Genomic DNA, 15,431 nt, shown 5'->3' with positions numbered 1-15,431 from the left:
GCCCCTTGATCAGTTCTCAGTCTTCATCCTCGGACCGGCGTTCAATGCTCGCCCCGCAGGCGTTAAGTTTCTCTTCCAGTCGCTCAAATCCGCGATCCAGATGATAGATACGGTTCACCACAGTCTCCCCCTCTGCGGCAAGCCCCGCAATCACGAGTGAGACTGAAGCACGCAGATCTGTTGCCATGACGGGCGCAGCGGTCAATTGCGGCACCCCTTTCACGACAGCTTCCTGCCCGCGTACAGTTATGTCGGCGCCAAGGCGAGACAATTCCGGCGCATGCATGAACCGGTTCTCGAAAATCGTCTCGCGAATGATGCTCGTGCCATCGGCAAGGCTCATCAGCGCCATGAACTGCGCCTGCAAGTCAGTCGGGAAACCGGGGTGCGGCTGGGTCGACACGCTGACGGATTTCAGACGCGATCCGTTGCGTACGATGCGCAACGTGCCGGCCTCTTCATCCGCCTCAACTGTAACGCCTGCTTCGCGCAATTTCGCATTCATCGCACCGAGCGCAGCAACCGGCGCGCCCTCAAGCGTGACATCCCCGCCGGCAGCCGCGGCTGCCATCGCAAACGTGCCAGCCTCGATCCGGTCCGGCATCACGGCGTGGGTAGTGCCGCCAAGCGTCTCGACACCTTCGATACGGATCTTGGACGTGCCCGCCCCCGTAATCCTGGCGCCCATCGAATTGAGGCAATTCGCCAAGTCTTCGATTTCCGGCTCGCGAGCCGCGTTTTCAAGGACCGTCACGCCCTGCGCCAGCGTCGCCGTCAGCATGGCATGCTCGGTCGCGCCAACGCTTGGCATGGCAAAATTGATATGCGCGCCTTTCAGGCCGTGAATGGCCGCCGCCTTCACATAGCCCTGCTCAACCCGCAAATCCGCACCCATGGCTTCCAGCGCTTGAAGGTGCAAATCCACAGGTCGCGCGCCGATAGCGCACCCGCCCGGCAGCGATACCGTGGCGTGACCAGACCGCGCGATAAGCGGGCCAAGCACGTTGAAGCTCGCCCGCATCTTGCGGACCTGATCGTAAGGCGCGATCGTGCTTTTCAGCTCGGCGGCGTTCAGATGGCAGGTCGACTCGCCCTTCGGCCAGTACACTTCCACGCCCAGCGTCTCCAGCAGCTGCGCCAGAAAGCGTGTATCAGCGAGGTTTGGCATATTGGTGAGCGTGATCGGCTGATCGGTCAGCAGGCACGCAACCATCAGCTTCAGGGCGGAGTTCTTCGCGCCGGAAACCGGAATGCGGCCGTTCAGCTGAGCGCCGCCCTTGATGTGCAATCTATCCATGACTTGCCCTTATACAGCGCTTCGCGGCTTTGGAAGGGCCTGAATGTGGCATCTGCTGCACAGAGTTTATCCAAATATTACCGGCAGTTGTTTCAGGCCACGCAGGCCGGATCGCGGGATCCATTTCAACCTGTCTGGATCAACGCCCAGCGTCAGACCCGGCCATCCGTCCAGAAGGCAGTCGAACGCAGCCTGCGCCTCGGCGCGCGCCAGATGCAGGCCGAGACAGATATGCGGGCCGCCGCCCCATCCCATGTGCCGGTTCGGGCGGCGCGTCAGGTCTAGCGACACAGGGTCTTCAAAGACGCGGGGATCGAGATTTGCCGCAGCCAGCATCCCCACCAGCCGATCCCCCTGTTTCAAGTGCAGGCCGTGAAATTCCGTGTCTTCCCGTGCGTAGCGCGGCTTGGTCATCTGAACCGGCGCGCAATAGCGGACAAGTTCGTCCACAGCGATGCCGCGCCCATCCTCGTCCATCGCGCGGTAAGCGTCCGCCGCCCCCGGCGTCGTGAGCAACGTATACAGCCCGGTCGAGATGAGATGCTTTGTCGTTTCGTGCCCAGCGATGAAGAGGACGAACACCATCGCGACAAGCTCATCGTCGCTCATGCGCTCGCCATCCGCCTCTGCATGGACCAGTTCCGTCACAAGTCCAGGCCCCGGCTCCCGGCGCACGCGCTCGAATTCGTCTTCCAGCATACGCTGGACCGGGCCGAGCAGGGTCAGTCCACGCAGCACATTGAAGATGTTCGCGGTCGCTGTGAGGCCCTGAAGCAGGGAGTCCAGACGCTCGCGCAGCGCTCCCGAAAAACCCAGCAGGTCATAGATCACGATCAAGGGTAGTTGTCGGCACAGGCCTTCTACCAAATCCGGCTCTCCTGATTTGACCATGTCATGCACCAACCCGTCACAAGCCTCACGAATACGCGGCTTCAGCTCATCAATGGAGACGCGCCGGAAAGGCTGGTCGACCAAGCGCCGGAGCCGTCGATGGTCCGGATCGTCGAGTGACAGCAGATTGTTTGACAGGCGCTTCAGGGATTTCGGCAGGAATTTCATGCCAAAGGGCGAGTCCGCGCCCGCATTGCGCGCGTCCACGGCAAAGCGGTCGGAATCCTTCAGGAATTCCTGGCACTCCGCATGGCCCAGCACCAGCGTGCAGCGGCCCAGAAAGGGCAGTTTCTGAGTGATGAACAAGCTTTCGCCTTGCGCAGGCACGAGGAAATCCTGCGGCGCACGCAGATAGGCCTGCGAGTTGAGCGGAAGGCTCACCCCTTTTCACCGCTGTCTGGCTTTGTCGCCGAGGGCGCCTTCTCCTTGCGAGTCGCGGCCTTGCGCCGGCGCAAATTGGCCCTCAACGCCTCGGCCCGGCGTGCGGCTTTTTCCTGTTCGTTTGGCTTGTCTGTCATGTGAGGTGCTTTTCGCGGCAAAACGGTCTTTTCATGTCTGCCAGCATAAGCTAAAGCCCGCTTTCCATTCCTGCAATGTGCCGCGGTAGCTCAGTGGTAGAGCGCATCATTGGTAATGATGAGGCCGGGAGTTCAATTCTCCCTCGCGGCACCATTGCATTTTTTCCCGCAAAAGCGGGGTCCATTGGGGTCATTTTTCCTCCTAACTCATTGAAAATATTGAATGGTAACGACAAGGGTGAGAGTTCAAAACCTTCCCCTTTGCGGTAGCGCAAATGCTCCGAAAACGTCAGTTTCAGCACCAATCTGCGCAGGTCCAACCGTCCCGATTCCCATAGTAAATACGGGGCTTTCAGGAACTTCAGGGAGAGTTCAAAAACTCTCTCCATAGGTATCAACGGTTTTACGCCTACTCTGGCGTGTTCCAGCGCGATGATCTTCCGGCGTTCTTCGGCATCAATCCGCCGCTCTAGAGCCGAGATCACGCGCGCGTTCGAGCTTTCGACAATGCGGTCCACAAGCGCCTGTATTTCCGCCTCAGCCGCGTCAGCCTCTTTCTGATAGGCAATGACGCGCTCATGGGCTTGTCTGTTCTCTCGGTCCCAAAGGTCCCTGAACATCGCTTCAGCGAGCCTCAGAAGCCACTGAGTGGGTTGCAGCTCTTTTAGGAGGTCCGTGAAGTCAGCTTCCATCTTATCGCGTGAGATCGTCTTGCTGCGCTGATCACAGCCTTTCTGCGCACACCAGAAATAGGCATAGGTCTTCGTCTTGCCCTTGCAGTGTCCCGCCGTCATGGGCTTGCCACATGAGGCGCAGCTTACCGCCCCACGCAGGATAAATTTCTCAGTCGTATCAACGCGCGAAGGCGCATAGACGCCGCGCTCAAGGATTTCCAAAATCTTCTGGTGCGTTGTGGGCGAGACAAGCCCTTCATGCTTGCCTGGACGCAACGACACGCCCCAGACCTTGGCATAGACCATCCCCGCATAGACGGGGTTGCTGAGAAGTCGGACGATGGCCTGCGGGCGCACACGCCCTTTGGGAGACTGCGCAGCGAACTCGGGCTGAGATTGAAGGAAGCGCTGGACTTCGACCTGCGAACCAAGGCGGCCTGATGCAAACCCATCCAGAGCGCTTTTCACAATCGGGCCAAGTACAGGATCAGGAACAAGCACTTTCCCGCCAGATTGGGCCTTTTGATAGATGTAGCCCTTAGGCGCGTGAAACACCCAATAGCCTTGCTCTACACGGGCTTTCATTTTCTGGAGAACCTGACGGCGGTTCTGCTCGCGCTCCAACTCCCCTTGAGCCGCAAGCACGGTCTCAACGAATTTGGATTCCGGCGTGTCTTCGAAATTGAAGTTCGGGCATTCGCGGATAGCTCCGCGCATTTCCATCTCACGTTTGAGCTTGAGATAGAATTCCGTATCGCGGCTGTAGCGTTTCAGATCATCAAAGATGACCACGAAATTATCGAACGGATTATCATCGAGAAACTTGAGAAGCGCCACCATGCCGGGGCGTTTCATAAAATCACCATAGCCGCTGATATCGTCAGGAAAGACAGCAACGACCTCATAGCCTTTACTGGCGGCATGCTCGCGGCAAAGATGCTCTTGTGAATCCAGACCGCTTCCTTCCGTACTCTGAGACTTGCTCGAAACACGGCAGTAAATGACAGCCTTTTGTGGTTTGGTTGAATGGTAGTGCGCTCTGGTCATGCCTCGACTCCTTCCTGAGCCGCTTCATCCAAATGAGCAGCGACATCATCAAATTCAGTTATGAGGTGCTTATGCTCAGAGCCTAGCAGAATTGACCGCGACTTTGGGGGCGCCGTGTCCTCAAAATCGACTTTTCCACAGGCTTGCTGAATAGGATGAACACCAAATCCGAGCATGACGAACTCGCTCATGATGTTCCAGATTGCTTGAAGAAGTTCCAGCTTCTGGGCCTCGCTCAAATCGGCGTCAGCCAAGAAGTCTGCATACTTGTCGTAGTCAAATTCAACGCGTTTCGTATCGCTTTGAATTGTCTTATCCGCGCCTACCGCTGCGCGTGTCTTACCCTCTTTGTGCGGAGGTGGGTGAATAGTCTCCTTTGCGTGGTCCTTTGCCATCGTTTTTGTTGTCCTTGTCGTCTAGGGTGATTTCATTCGTTTCGTCCTTTCCTCTTCTTGCGCTGCACTGTGACGGGATCGCCAAAGGCAAAAAGAACATAAAGTGAACATACGCTCACTTTTGAATTTTGGCAAGAAGAATCTAAGTGGCTTTAGGCCCGCTTCTCAGCGGGCCGCTCTATCTCGCGGTTTAGCACGGCGTGCGCCGCGTGAGGGCTTGCGCTCCTCCTTGAAACGCTCGCGCGCAATGTCCTGGCGGGAGCTTTCCTCATCATGCCAGTCTTCGGCAAAATCCCGTTGTTCGTCTCTCGTCTCTGACTTTTGCTTTTCTTGAGAATGCGCACGCCTGCGCATCAGCACTTCCCGATGGGTTTCACGGGCAAGCTCGCTGACTTGAAGAAGGTCTTTCGAGTTCAGCGTTGCAGTCTCACGGGGATTGCCATCCTCATCGCGATAGAGCTTGGTGATACGGGTATTAAAAAGCGGGCCGTACTCTCCCTCGCTTCTCCATGTCGCGCTGCGCAACGCGCCATCACGCAAAACAAAATTGGGGGCATTCTCACTGTTCTGAGGGGTGTTTGCTTTGTCTTCTTTCATCATGTCTCCTGATTGAGTGGGTGGGGTTAAAACGGGTCGTGAGAAACAGCCTGCCTGTGATCGCGGTGGCTCTTCTCCGATTGCTGCGCCAAACGCGTGCGGATGAAAGCAATCCTTCGCTCCCGCATGCGCTGCATGTCATAGTCGGTTTGGTATTGGAGGCTTCCGCCTGGTGTAAGCGTTGGAATCGCATCCGGCACGGCGCGATGCCTCTCAAGCCGATCCGCTTCAGCAGATGTGACCATTTTCGGGTGGCTCAATTCTATGGCTCCTTGAATGAGGATTAGTCTTCAATGCGGGACCAGAGGCCGTTTGCGTATTGCGGATAGTGAGCAAAACGCTCCGGCACGGGTTCTGTGACGACACGCCGCCAAGCATGGCCCCAGCGGGTCTTAACACGCACGCGGGTCTGCGGAGGGTGATACGGATTGGGGTGATAGCGCCCCGCCATGAAACGCTGCTCGTAATAGGGCTTACGGTTACAAAGCAGTGGCTTGGGAAGATCATCCGTGAAGATATATTGCTGGTCTTTAGGCGTATTCAGCACTTCATCGGCGGTACGGAGCAAGCGGTGCTGTTTACTCTTTTGCTGCGCTTCCCGCGCATGATGCGCCATACTCATGCCTGCGGCAAAGGGGTCGCCGCCGTTTATCAATGACTGCATCGCCTGATGCTTGGCATGGCGCGCGCGTTGTTGCATCAGCTCATCATCATATTCGAGCGTTTGCGAACCAAGCATGCGTGACACGGCCTGCGCGGTATCGATATCACGAACAGCGAAGTAGCTTTGGATTTGCGCGCTTGAAGTGATGATGTTTTTTGCGCCGCCACCCAAACGATCCATCTGAAAGACGGATTGAAGCACCGCCCACGGACGGATGCCAATCCCTGCGCCGTAAGTGAACAGCTTCTCCACCAGAGGAAAGCCGCCTAGCTGCGCGCACTCATCCAAAATCCATGTCTGGCGCGGGGCTTGCGGCATGCGTGCCTTATAGATCATCCCCGCCACGAACAAGGCTTTGATCACGGGCGCCCACGGCTCGATAAATTCGGCAGGTGGCATGATATAGAGCTGCACCGCTTGCTCGCTGCACATTTGCTCCATCGAAAAATCAAAAGGCGGAGAAACAGCGTCCATAAGGACGGGATCAGATAGCGGCGATAGTGCCTTGAAGAGTTCCCCCACAATCCCCTGATAGCCTGTGCTTGCGCCATCCACGCGCGCATTGGCAATCTCTTCTTCGATACGCTCGGAGATCGCAAAGCCTGACTGGCTCATCTCGAACGCAAAATCGAGCCATTTCTCGCCGCCCCCTGGAATGAGATTCACGGCATCATAGAGATGCTTGAAGGTCAAAACGCCATGCAATCGAACCAGTGTCAGGATAATACCTTCGAGAAATTCGCGCGCCCGCCCTTCAAAATAATCGGCATTCGAACGCACAGAAGGCGGGATAAGATTATGCGCCAATACTTTGACATCTGAGATCAGGCTAGGGCTTCCAATACGCACAAAATCGACAGGGTTGATCCGATGCTGCGGCAAGCCGTGCAAGCCCGCAGGGTTCCAATAGATGCAGTGTTTTTGGTCCGCAGTCTGATTTTGACTAATCGCGGCCAGCTCGCCCTTCATATCCAGCACAAGCATCGAAGGCGAGTGGATGCCCGCACACAGATTATAGGAAAGCAAATCACGTAATTTTCCGCCCCGCGCGCCTGCAATCAGAAGCAGCCCACCAGCGCCACTATACCAAATTGGCGCATTGCCCTGAAAGCCGATCAGAAGCGAGTGCGGATGTTGCTTGAGCATACCGGCACGGCGGAGGTCAAGTTCATCGCTTAATGCTGCGCTTCCAAAGCGCGCAAGCTCGTTTATGTTCATATCAATGTGTGTTAGCTGGGGGATGGGGTGCAGCGTCGCCAAACTGTCTGCACCCCATCAGGTTGATGACCTGGCCGGGATTATGACGGCCCACTAATCATAGTTGGAACTGTTGTAATCCCGCTTGGTCTTTATTTTCGAGGCAATGAACAGCGTCCCGCCGCAAATCAAAGCTGACCAAAACCCGGTTTCGGCAGCTCCGTTGGAAAAGGCCAGCCATGAGATCACTCCCGCACCCAGAGCCGCAGCAATAAGCCAGCCCTGGAATTGTTCAGCCTTTTTGTCCCTCACTTTTTTGGGGACTTTTATATGATTTGCCATTGGTATCTCCATTTCTGGCGTTGGGGTTTACCTACTGATCCTCAAAAGATCGGTAGCTTGGTCATGGCGAATAGAACCGCCATCATTACACTCGTCGCCAGAGCGGCACGCGCAGCGTAAAGCGCCGCCATGAAGATCATGAGAAACAGCGCGTATTTAAATAGCGCGGCCAGGTCGTATCCGAGCTGCGGTATTAGGACGTTCTCAGTGAGCCACAGCGCAGCCCACCAGATTTGAGGGATCATCAAGAAGATGCACAGCGCGGCCAGCCAGAACGCCATCATTTGCGTGTTTTTGTGTCGGCCCGACTGTGAATTTCTATCTGCAGATTGTTTCATATTAGAGTCTCCTCCGACGAAGGACTGTCAAACTTTGTGCGAAGATCGAAATAGTATTGCATTAGGCAAACCTCCTCTGCTCACCGCTACCGTTGAAGCATCGGTTGTGGACTCCGGATGCAAGGAGACCAGAGTTTTTAGTTTTGCTTGAGAGCGATTTAAGCCGGCCTCTGAGCTAGATAGACTGTACACGTTTTTGGGTACACATCAAGCCGTCCGACCAAATTTTATTGGATGTTGAATGCCAAGACTTCAATACCAACACCGAGCGCCTTGAGAACCTGGGCGGATTTGTCCAAAGTGGCATCTCCGGATTTTATTCTTTGAATATCTGTCTTATTCACGCCCGCAGCTTCAGCTGCGGCTCGAACCGAAAAGCCCTTTTCCGTCATTACCGATTCAAGCGCGCGCGCCATGGCCGCCCTATCAAGGGCGCCCTCATAAATCTGCTTAATTGTAGGCTTATCACCAGCACTCAATAACTCTTGCGCTGTAATTCGCGCAACTTCATTAGAAATATCTGTATACGGTACATTTAACAGGTTTTCATGCTGCGCGTCAATTATTTGGAAAAGAACGTATCCATGAATTGAAGTAAGCAAAGAGAACGTGGGTCTGCTGTATAAGGTTGCCGCAGGAAGGGGCATCTCCATGAATGGTACGGAGGCGGCCTCAGAGTTACGCCACTTATTCAAAAAGTTCGCAAAATTAAAATCAGAACACCACTGAGCACCCGCGATTTCCTGTATCAAATCTTGGGAATACGCCTCACCAGGCATAAGCACTGTATGATGATAGATGTCGGGTTTAGATTCCTGAACCCGAGCGACATGCTTAGAGAGAAGATTGAGAACCGCTATCGAAATCGCCAGATTCTCGATATCTCCATTGACATTGAGTCCACCGTTATTCTGCAAAGATATGGCTTCAGGTGCAGAATCTTGGAATCGCACATCTCCAGTCGAGCTGGGAACAGTTTTTGTCTTCGCCATTAGTCAATCGCCTTAGCTAACATGCCAACACATAAGACAACCCTTAAGCTGAGGTCGCTGGAACGCATGGGGAACAATATGACGATGAGAATGCTGAATGACAATAGGGATTCCTCGGAAAGACTTCCTTTATCACTTCCTGCATCTGTGCGCAGTATATCGAATTCGCGAGGCTGAGCTGACAGGCGATTCCTCGCTCTCTCAGACAGACTTTCTCGAATGGATTCTGTTTTCTTTGGTATCCGATCCGTTGAATATCAGCCAACAGACCTAGGACACTTCCGGGTCTTCACTTGAGGGATTCACCCCTGCCTGCTCTCGTTGAGTTCCCAACTCTCGGATTCTCGTTTTAACGTGTTTGGGCAGTCCACCTCCAACTTCAATGTGATCACAGCCCATATCCGCAAGCTCTTCCATAGTTACTTTCTGCCAAATCCCCCCATGCAAGGGTTTGGTCGCACCGAATGTCGTATCCGAAACGGGGATCGCAAATTTTTTTGGGTTCGTTATTATCTCCACTGCTCACACATTATTATACAGTATTCGGAAGATTTAATTCAACTAATACAAAACTTAAGCCGCCATGCGCCACCTTTCATCTTTGCGTGGTCTCCCAGGAAACCGCCCCTTCGTGGCGGCGACAGCCAACCCCGCCAATGTTCTCTCCCGAATAATCTGCCGCTCAAGCTGCGCTACGGCAGCGAGGATATGAAACACGAACTCCCCCATCGGGGTTGAGGTATCCAGCTTTTCGGTCAGGCTCTCGAACTGCGCCCCGCGTTCAGCCAATGTCTCATTGACCTCCACCAAATGTCGGAGCGAGCGGCCCATGCGATCCAGCCGCCAAACGACGAGCTTATCGCCTTTGCCGATCTTGTTCATGATCTCGTCAAATGCAGGGCGTGATGTCTTCGCGCCGGAGAACCCAATGTCACCGAGGATTTCACAGCAACCCACATCTTTCAGCGCATTGATTTGCAGCTCAGGATTCTGGTCAGCCGTGCTGACGCGGTAATAGCCGTATGTCTTTGTCATTTCGGGCGTCCTTGTTTGTCATGTGAAACGACGCCAGCGGCCACCAAAGCAACACTGGCGACACACCCGAAAAAACGACCGTTTTTCTTGAATTTGCACGGTTACGATTCGCAACGACCCGCACTTGTTGTGAAGTCCAATTAAATCAAAGACTTCCTATTCAATACGGAACGTAACACAAAGTTCAGTTGCCTTGCAAGAAAAACGGTCGTTTTCTGACCGGAATTTGCAAATGATTACAGCGCAGTAGCCCGATGGAATTTGAGGCTATTGCCCATGAAAAGAACAGCACAAGCAGGATTACTGGCGCTCGCCGCGTCGTCGCTTCCCTTCGCAGCGCATGCTGACGATGCTCCCCCCGCAGCGCCAACAACAGCGGTGGCCGCCACGACCATCAGCTATGTTGAAAACGCAGACAATGCCGCAACCGCGTGGAATGCGATTCATCCGGAGGGTATCGGTGTTGCGGTTTACATGGGAACTGAAACCGACCTCACACCTGAGCAGTTAAGGACAGGTCTCACAAACATTGCGAACAGTGGGGGGATAGAAGATATTGAGTTCTTTTTCGAACAAAATGACGTTCCGCATACTGGCTTTGCTTTGTATTACGATGACGTATTCGAAGGCCCCCTCAACCTTGATGAGATAATTCCCTCAACTCAAAAGGCTGCCCGTTACCTTCAAACCAATCAAGAACTACTTCAGACTGCAAGCATATCTGAGGTGTCATACGATTAGGTCTGACCTGTCAGTGACATAAAGCTGTTCGCATCAAGCGCCGGAGCCACCTCAAGGTGTTTATCGGTATTGGCATCCATTTCAGCATCCATTTCAGCCGCAACGTCCTCATCGGAGGCATTGTGCTTAGCAAGCCTCACAGCCGCCTGAGATGCGCTTTCACGCGCTGCTGTACGCTCGGCCTCGGTCGCTGCAGGGTCGTTATAGGTCGCTTCTAGCTGCTGCGCTTCGATTTCAGCCTGCCTGATATCCCAACGCGTTTTTGCCCATTCCGCGCGATCTCCGTATTTTGGATGATCCCTATATTCCGGCTTAATATTTCCGTTCTCATCAATCATCTCATCGATGAGCGCTTGTTCTACGCGTTCACGATAATCCTCCAGGCTTTCACCATCCATGCGTTGCGGGATTTCGTCTTCATCCAGAATCTCAAGAGCGAGATCTTCGCGCCAACTATCCCCGTACTTTTCTTCAAAGCCTTTTTCCATTTCATCAGCCTGAGCCTCCATTCGCTCGATAGCGTCCTTCAATTGGCTCAATGTGATGAGGAACATATGATTATCAGTTGCCCGCTTGGCCTCTGATGCCTGCACCTGCGCGGCTAACGCTGCTGCGTCGACGCCGTTCACACGGATACTCATCTGTGACGGGTCAATAATCCCCGCCCAGACCTGGCGCACGAGGTTTGTTTGGAAGAGCTGGCTTTCGCCGCCATGCGCCACCGCAAATGCATTCACAAGCGTTTCTAACGGTGGCCGTGCCATCGCTCCGATAATCGGCTCCGCGATCGACGCGCCTACGGCCTTAAATTCCTCTATCTTGTTTTCCGGCGTTGCCATCCCACACATATCTCCCGCATGCCTACCTCTTATCGGGCTTATTGGCTTTAGAGCGGCTTTTCGCGCGCTCGATTGTATAATTTTCAAGTAAAAGCGAACTTTGATGCACAGCACCATTTCGCCATTTCAGATATGATAGCTCTGAGCGATTAAGAAATATGTAAAATTGTAAGGCATTTGTCTAAAATACATATAAAATACAATGCATTATATGTATGCTATCAACATGAACGCAGAGCCAACGGAGACCATTGCACTAACTTCCGGAATTATTGCCGAGTTAAACGCTGAACGCGACCGCACATCCATTGGGCCGCAAGCGCTGCTAAAACCGTACAAGGACAAACCGAAGGGTTTGAATCATGCGATGGTCACGCACTGGCTTGGCGGGCGCATCAAAACGGCAAGGCGCGAACATCTGGAATTTGTTCGGGCGGCGTGGGGGAAACTCGAAACAGACAGATCAATTCGGCTTACGGATGATCTGTTGGAAGAACTCAGGACGCTACAGATGCAATCGGGGATCAACGCGGAAATGATGATGCGCTGGAGCGATGCCAATCGAGTCGGGCTGAGCGTGAGCAAGATCAAGCATTACATGAGCGGGAACGCGAAAACGGTTCGGGAAGATCAGATCGCATTGATGAAGCGTATCTGGAGCGGTTGAAATCGAATGACGGTCTATAGTCTGAGATATCGGGATTGAAGGCGAAGTCATAAGCGGTTCGGTGCGTGGGTCAGGGTTCAGGGTTCAAATTGGTAGTACAATGCGCGGGGTTGGCATTTGCGTGATGCGCAAGGTGTAGTCTGGTAATACCAGACACCTTGGCAAGGGAACCCGCTGCGCGTTCCCGTTGCATCCCTCCGGCCCTAGCTCTTCCTGAGGACAAACCCATCCAGAGCCATCAGAACGTATCGCCGTTCAATCACTCGTCAGGGCATTTGGCCCCCGACACCCGCCATTCAGGGGAGCCTTCGTACTGCCCCTAAAAACCCCATGACAAACGCTTTCGTCGTTTAATCCCGAGCAGGAGACTTCGCTCTCCCTGCACCCATCGACCACGGAGCCTTCAAGCCCCTTTGGAAACCCTGACCATTTCATGGAGACGCTTTCAGCGCGACAATTTCTTGAGACCAACCCTGCGCGGATTGGATGTCGATCAGGTCTTTCGTGACCCGATACCCAACATAATTTCTAATGCACATCGGTTTGATGCATGAAATGCAAATCCCAAGGCATCGGCAACGAGAATTTTAAGGTCAGGCTCACAAATTTTCGCGGCTCAATTGGTCATCATAGCGAATAAATTCCGGCCCCATCATGAAGTGGACCAGATGATCCGGAAAAAGCCTTCCAAAGCGCTTGCGCGACTGATCATATCCAGGGAACTTGTCGTCGATGATCATACGAAATTCTCGTCTAAATCTTGGCTCAAGAGAATTTTCAATATCTATACAGAACAAGTGAACGCTCTCATAGTCGGCAATTGCCCCTTTAGGGGCCACCCAAGATTCGTAGTTTTCCCAAAACGACTTAAATATATCCCCCGCATCAGCATAAAGAGGCGTCTTCCCGTCAAAGTAGACCGTTTCCAGTTTGTCCTGCTCGGGCACCACGTTCGCATGCAAACTGTCATTCCGTTTGCTACGAATGCGCATGAAATCCCTGTAGGTGGTAGACGATTTGTCTATCGGTTTCGCAAATCCACGGCAGTCTTCAGACAAATTTTCGAGCTTGGTGTGGAAAGTCGATTTCCGATAGCTGAGCCAACGCTCGGGATCCTCTTTGATCTCCGGTTTTGCCAACAATGCAGTGAGCATGTTGAGGAAAGCCTCCCCCAAAATCGGAGTGAGTACTCGCAGCTGAAGGCAATCAGCATAGATACGATTGGCCCGCTCACCCGCAGCCCTCAACTGCTCTTGATAAGCTTCATCCGTGAAACCTTCGGAACCCATCGCCTCAAAACTGAAGCCCGCCTCTAACGCTTCAACGATGTTTTCGTGAAGCCCCGCGCATGCCTCTGCTATTGCCGCAAACGGATTGGCGAACACAAGCCACTTTTCGAACCTGCTTTGCACTGCTGATTTTGCTTTCGCAAAGACGGCGAAATCAGATCGCAAATTTTCAATGAACGTCAGCCATTCGTGATCCGAGACCTCTTCTGAAACAAGGACATGAATCTCTCTCGTAAGACCAGTTATGAGAACACGTGTTTCCCCCGATCTGATCTCAAAATCCCAGTGAATAATGTTTCCGGAGTTTGGAGAGGGTGATCCTTCAATCGGGGCCCTCAACAACAATGATTGTTTTCCGTTCGGCTCCCCGAACCGCCCGACCAAATACCCGTAGAGATCGACTGGCTTGATGGTTGTACGCAGTGAGAGCGCATCTCCCTTGCCTGGGACTTCTGCGTTCTTGTCAGAGGTGACCTCATCAACAAGCTCCTTCTGATCAATCAGCTCCCATGTATTTAGATCAGTCCAGGCCATACAGTTGATAGCTTCTATTGTTCATCTCTCTTGATCGCACACGTCTATCAATCATTCGAAGTATTACCGACAACAACGTGCTTCTGTTCCGCTTCATTGAATCTGAATTCACTCACGCGCTTTAAAATCGCCAAGAGAGAACCGACGTTCTTGTCGTCCGGCTCAATCGCGAACAGGGGACAACTAGTTTCTTCATTAACTTGAAACCCCACGGCACAAGGCGCGGCTTTTGATTCGATCAACAGGTAACGACCGTCATTTTTGTCATCCCGTGTGTCGGTGGCCTGGAAGCGTTCCCAATAGGTCGCAATTTCATCGGCGCTTTGCGTAAATTTAGCCCTTTTGCATGATGATATCCTGATACAATCGTCACTGCATATGTCCTGCATCTCTGAGAGAAGCTGATCCGTGATCGGTAGAAGTAACATCAGGCGAACTTGCTCAGGCATCTCCATCTGGTCTTCACGGAAAAGAGAATCTGTGATCAGCTCTGCTACGTTCTCGGCTGGTAGTTCACGGAGCGCTGCAAGAATGAGATATGAAATCGCTCGCAGAACCGGCGTTTGGTTTATGCCTGTCTCAGAGCATTTAATCAGCAAATACGGCGCATTTACGAGCGCGAGGTGAAGTACTTCAGCCAGAGACTGGATGTCTAAAAAAGCGCCCCATGCGCGCTTGCTGATATCGCCGTTGGAAAATTCACTGACTATGGCTGCAAACATCCCGAGCGCTGTAAACTCGATGCTCTCTCGTTCAGTCCATATTTTTGCCAATGCGCCTTCGGGTGAGAGTTCAAGTCTATTCCAGAATCGCGACTCCATAGCTGCGGCTTGGCCCTGGCTACTCAATGCTCCGGAAAAGAGCCGCAGAACAACACTAGGATGGCGGGACAGCAAACGTTCAAGTTGGCTTTTGTCCCACAGTTTCACTTTGGGCTTGGGGTGAGTTTTCTGCCATTCTTTAATCCAATCCAGTGTGGGGTTGGAGAACTGCGTATTAGTGGCGATAACGAGGTAATCGAGATCACCTCGTGCTAGAGCATTATTTGCGGCTTCCTGAACTTCGGATTTTTCGACGGTATCCTTGCGGCCTTTACACTCAATCCACCAGACTTTTGGTTCAAGTTCATCATCCACGTTCGGAGTGTAGAAATGCGCCTCTAAATCACGGCCACCATCGGCGGCACCGCCACCCTTGCCTCCTGTCCGCCACTCAAGGTTTTTTGCGCCGAGAGCGTCAAACAACCAATAAACGCATTCTTCAAGATCACGGCCTTTCAGGCGCTCAAAAGGAATAGACGCAGGCTCTACCCATTTATTCTCGGCATCATTTTTTTTCGAGTCGGTCATGTGGGCAGTGTAGCATGCTCTTAAT

Annotated in this window: 16 protein-coding genes, 1 tRNA gene and 2 pseudogenes; 4 read left to right on the top strand and 15 right to left on the bottom strand. The window is 53.2% G+C overall.

The features are described 5' to 3' along the window. Positions 1–16: 16 nt before the first annotated feature. The 3 genes from murA to HF931_RS09540 all read right to left on the bottom strand — a co-directional run bounded on the left by murA (position 17) and on the right by HF931_RS09540 (position 2,706). Positions 17–1,297 (bottom strand): UDP-N-acetylglucosamine 1-carboxyvinyltransferase, encoded by a 1,281-nt coding sequence (gene murA, locus HF931_RS09550; RefSeq protein ID WP_035551605.1) that lies wholly within the window; start codon positions 1,295–1,297, stop codon positions 17–19. A gap of 66 nt (positions 1,298–1,363) precedes the next feature. Further along, complete coding sequence (locus tag HF931_RS09545; protein ID WP_051602666.1) at positions 1,364–2,569, bottom strand: cytochrome P450; 1,206 nt, start codon at positions 2,567–2,569, stop codon at positions 1,364–1,366. After that, positions 2,566–2,706, bottom strand: a complete 141-nt coding sequence (locus HF931_RS09540) for a hypothetical protein (RefSeq protein ID WP_164473914.1) — start codon at positions 2,704–2,706, stop codon at positions 2,566–2,568. The genes HF931_RS09545 and HF931_RS09540 overlap by 4 nt, the downstream gene beginning before the upstream one ends. Before the next feature lie 79 nt (positions 2,707–2,785). Here HF931_RS09540 and HF931_RS09535 point away from each other — a divergent pair. After that, positions 2,786–2,860, top strand: a tRNA-Thr gene (locus HF931_RS09535). A 571-nt stretch (positions 2,861–3,431) separates the two neighbouring features. Here HF931_RS09535 and HF931_RS17180 read toward each other — a convergent pair. Beyond that, a pseudogene (locus tag HF931_RS17180) lies at positions 3,432–3,500 on the bottom strand (hypothetical protein); the annotation flags it as partial. A gap of 138 nt (positions 3,501–3,638) precedes the next feature. On the opposite strand from HF931_RS17180, the gene HF931_RS09530 reads away from it, so the two are divergent. Then, positions 3,639–3,821, top strand: coding sequence for a hypothetical protein (locus HF931_RS09530; protein WP_273239869.1), 183 nt, complete (start codon positions 3,639–3,641; stop codon positions 3,819–3,821). A 177-nt stretch (positions 3,822–3,998) separates the two neighbouring features. Here HF931_RS09530 and HF931_RS17175 read toward each other — a convergent pair. From HF931_RS17175 to HF931_RS09490, 8 genes and pseudogenes are all read right to left on the bottom strand, one after another. Continuing rightward, positions 3,999–4,427, bottom strand: a pseudogene (locus tag HF931_RS17175) (recombinase family protein); the annotation flags it as partial. Beyond that, positions 4,424–4,822, bottom strand: a complete 399-nt coding sequence (locus HF931_RS09520) for a hypothetical protein (protein WP_035551621.1) — start codon at positions 4,820–4,822, stop codon at positions 4,424–4,426. The gene HF931_RS09520 and the pseudogene HF931_RS17175, both read right to left, overlap by 4 nt. A gap of 165 nt (positions 4,823–4,987) precedes the next feature. Next, complete coding sequence (locus HF931_RS09515) at positions 4,988–5,422, bottom strand: hypothetical protein (protein WP_273239866.1); 435 nt, start codon at positions 5,420–5,422, stop codon at positions 4,988–4,990. Between the two features lie 280 nt (positions 5,423–5,702). Continuing rightward, on the bottom strand, positions 5,703–7,343 hold the full coding sequence (locus tag HF931_RS09510; RefSeq protein WP_273239864.1) for a type IV secretory system conjugative DNA transfer family protein: 1,641 nt from the start codon (positions 7,341–7,343) through the stop codon (positions 5,703–5,705). Between the two features lie 51 nt (positions 7,344–7,394). After that, positions 7,395–7,622, bottom strand: coding sequence for a hypothetical protein (locus tag HF931_RS09505; protein ID WP_273239863.1), 228 nt, complete (start codon positions 7,620–7,622; stop codon positions 7,395–7,397). A 41-nt stretch (positions 7,623–7,663) separates the two neighbouring features. Further along, positions 7,664–7,960, bottom strand: a complete 297-nt coding sequence (locus tag HF931_RS09500; protein WP_273239861.1) for a hypothetical protein — start codon at positions 7,958–7,960, stop codon at positions 7,664–7,666. Between the two features lie 227 nt (positions 7,961–8,187). After that, positions 8,188–8,952 carry a helix-turn-helix domain-containing protein gene (locus HF931_RS09495; RefSeq protein WP_273239860.1) on the bottom strand — a complete coding sequence of 255 codons (765 nt, stop codon included), beginning with the start codon at positions 8,950–8,952 and terminating at the stop codon, positions 8,188–8,190. Between the two features lie 573 nt (positions 8,953–9,525). After that, a complete protein-coding gene (locus tag HF931_RS09490; RefSeq protein WP_273239858.1) occupies positions 9,526–9,987 on the bottom strand; it encodes a recombinase family protein in 462 nt (153 codons plus the stop codon). 276 nt (positions 9,988–10,263) lie between these two features. On the opposite strand from HF931_RS09490, the gene HF931_RS09485 reads away from it, so the two are divergent. Continuing rightward, on the top strand, positions 10,264–10,728 hold the full coding sequence (locus tag HF931_RS09485; RefSeq protein WP_035551640.1) for a hypothetical protein: 465 nt from the start codon (positions 10,264–10,266) through the stop codon (positions 10,726–10,728). Here the strand turns inward: HF931_RS09485 and HF931_RS09480 are convergent. Next, complete coding sequence (locus HF931_RS09480) at positions 10,725–11,567, bottom strand: hypothetical protein (RefSeq protein WP_273239855.1); 843 nt, start codon at positions 11,565–11,567, stop codon at positions 10,725–10,727. The genes HF931_RS09485 and HF931_RS09480 overlap by 4 nt on opposite strands. A gap of 226 nt (positions 11,568–11,793) precedes the next feature. On the opposite strand from HF931_RS09480, the gene HF931_RS09475 reads away from it, so the two are divergent. Then, the gene (locus tag HF931_RS09475; RefSeq protein WP_273239853.1) at positions 11,794–12,234 is read left to right on the top strand and encodes a hypothetical protein; all 441 of its coding nucleotides are present in this window, start codon (positions 11,794–11,796) and stop codon (positions 12,232–12,234) included. Positions 12,235–12,833: 599 nt separating this feature from the next. On the opposite strand, the gene HF931_RS09470 is transcribed toward HF931_RS09475, so the two are convergent. After that, positions 12,834–14,057, bottom strand: coding sequence for a hypothetical protein (locus HF931_RS09470; RefSeq protein ID WP_273239851.1), 1,224 nt, complete (start codon positions 14,055–14,057; stop codon positions 12,834–12,836). 47 nt (positions 14,058–14,104) lie between these two features. Beyond that, complete coding sequence (locus HF931_RS09465; protein WP_273239849.1) at positions 14,105–15,406, bottom strand: restriction endonuclease; 1,302 nt, start codon at positions 15,404–15,406, stop codon at positions 14,105–14,107. Positions 15,407–15,431: the final 25 nt, after the last annotated feature.

The organism is Hyphomonas atlantica corrig., assembly GCF_017795365.1.
GTDB lineage: Bacteria > Pseudomonadota > Alphaproteobacteria > Caulobacterales > Hyphomonadaceae > Hyphomonas > Hyphomonas atlantica.
This window is presented reverse-complemented; position numbering and strand designations above follow the sequence as displayed.

What these genes read in the sequence shown, in the direction of transcription:
- HF931_RS09465 (WP_273239849.1), bottom strand. Translation starts at nt 15,406, where the DNA reads ATGACCGACTCGAAAAAAAATGATGCCGAGAATAAATGGGTAGAGCCT.
- HF931_RS09480 (WP_273239855.1), bottom strand. Translation starts at nt 11,567, where the DNA reads ATGGCAACGCCGGAAAACAAGATAGAGGAATTTAAGGCCGTAGGCGCG.
- HF931_RS09495 (WP_273239860.1), bottom strand. Translation starts at nt 8,952, where the DNA reads ATGGCGAAGACAAAAACTGTTCCCAGCTCGACTGGAGATGTGCGATTC.
- HF931_RS09500 (WP_273239861.1), bottom strand. Translation starts at nt 7,960, where the DNA reads ATGAAACAATCTGCAGATAGAAATTCACAGTCGGGCCGACACAAAAAC.
- HF931_RS09470 (WP_273239851.1), bottom strand. Translation starts at nt 14,057, where the DNA reads ATGGCCTGGACTGATCTAAATACATGGGAGCTGATTGATCAGAAGGAG.
- HF931_RS09485 (WP_035551640.1), top strand. Translation starts at nt 10,264, where the DNA reads ATGAAAAGAACAGCACAAGCAGGATTACTGGCGCTCGCCGCGTCGTCG.
- murA (WP_035551605.1), bottom strand. Translation starts at nt 1,297, where the DNA reads ATGGATAGATTGCACATCAAGGGCGGCGCTCAGCTGAACGGCCGCATT.
- HF931_RS09505 (WP_273239863.1), bottom strand. Translation starts at nt 7,622, where the DNA reads ATGGCAAATCATATAAAAGTCCCCAAAAAAGTGAGGGACAAAAAGGCT.
- HF931_RS09530 (WP_273239869.1), top strand. Translation starts at nt 3,639, where the DNA reads ATGCTTGCCTGGACGCAACGACACGCCCCAGACCTTGGCATAGACCAT.
- HF931_RS09490 (WP_273239858.1), bottom strand. Translation starts at nt 9,987, where the DNA reads ATGACAAAGACATACGGCTATTACCGCGTCAGCACGGCTGACCAGAAT.
- HF931_RS09540 (WP_164473914.1), bottom strand. Translation starts at nt 2,706, where the DNA reads ATGACAGACAAGCCAAACGAACAGGAAAAAGCCGCACGCCGGGCCGAG.
- HF931_RS09475 (WP_273239853.1), top strand. Translation starts at nt 11,794, where the DNA reads ATGAACGCAGAGCCAACGGAGACCATTGCACTAACTTCCGGAATTATT.
- HF931_RS09520 (WP_035551621.1), bottom strand. Translation starts at nt 4,822, where the DNA reads ATGGCAAAGGACCACGCAAAGGAGACTATTCACCCACCTCCGCACAAA.
- HF931_RS09515 (WP_273239866.1), bottom strand. Translation starts at nt 5,422, where the DNA reads ATGATGAAAGAAGACAAAGCAAACACCCCTCAGAACAGTGAGAATGCC.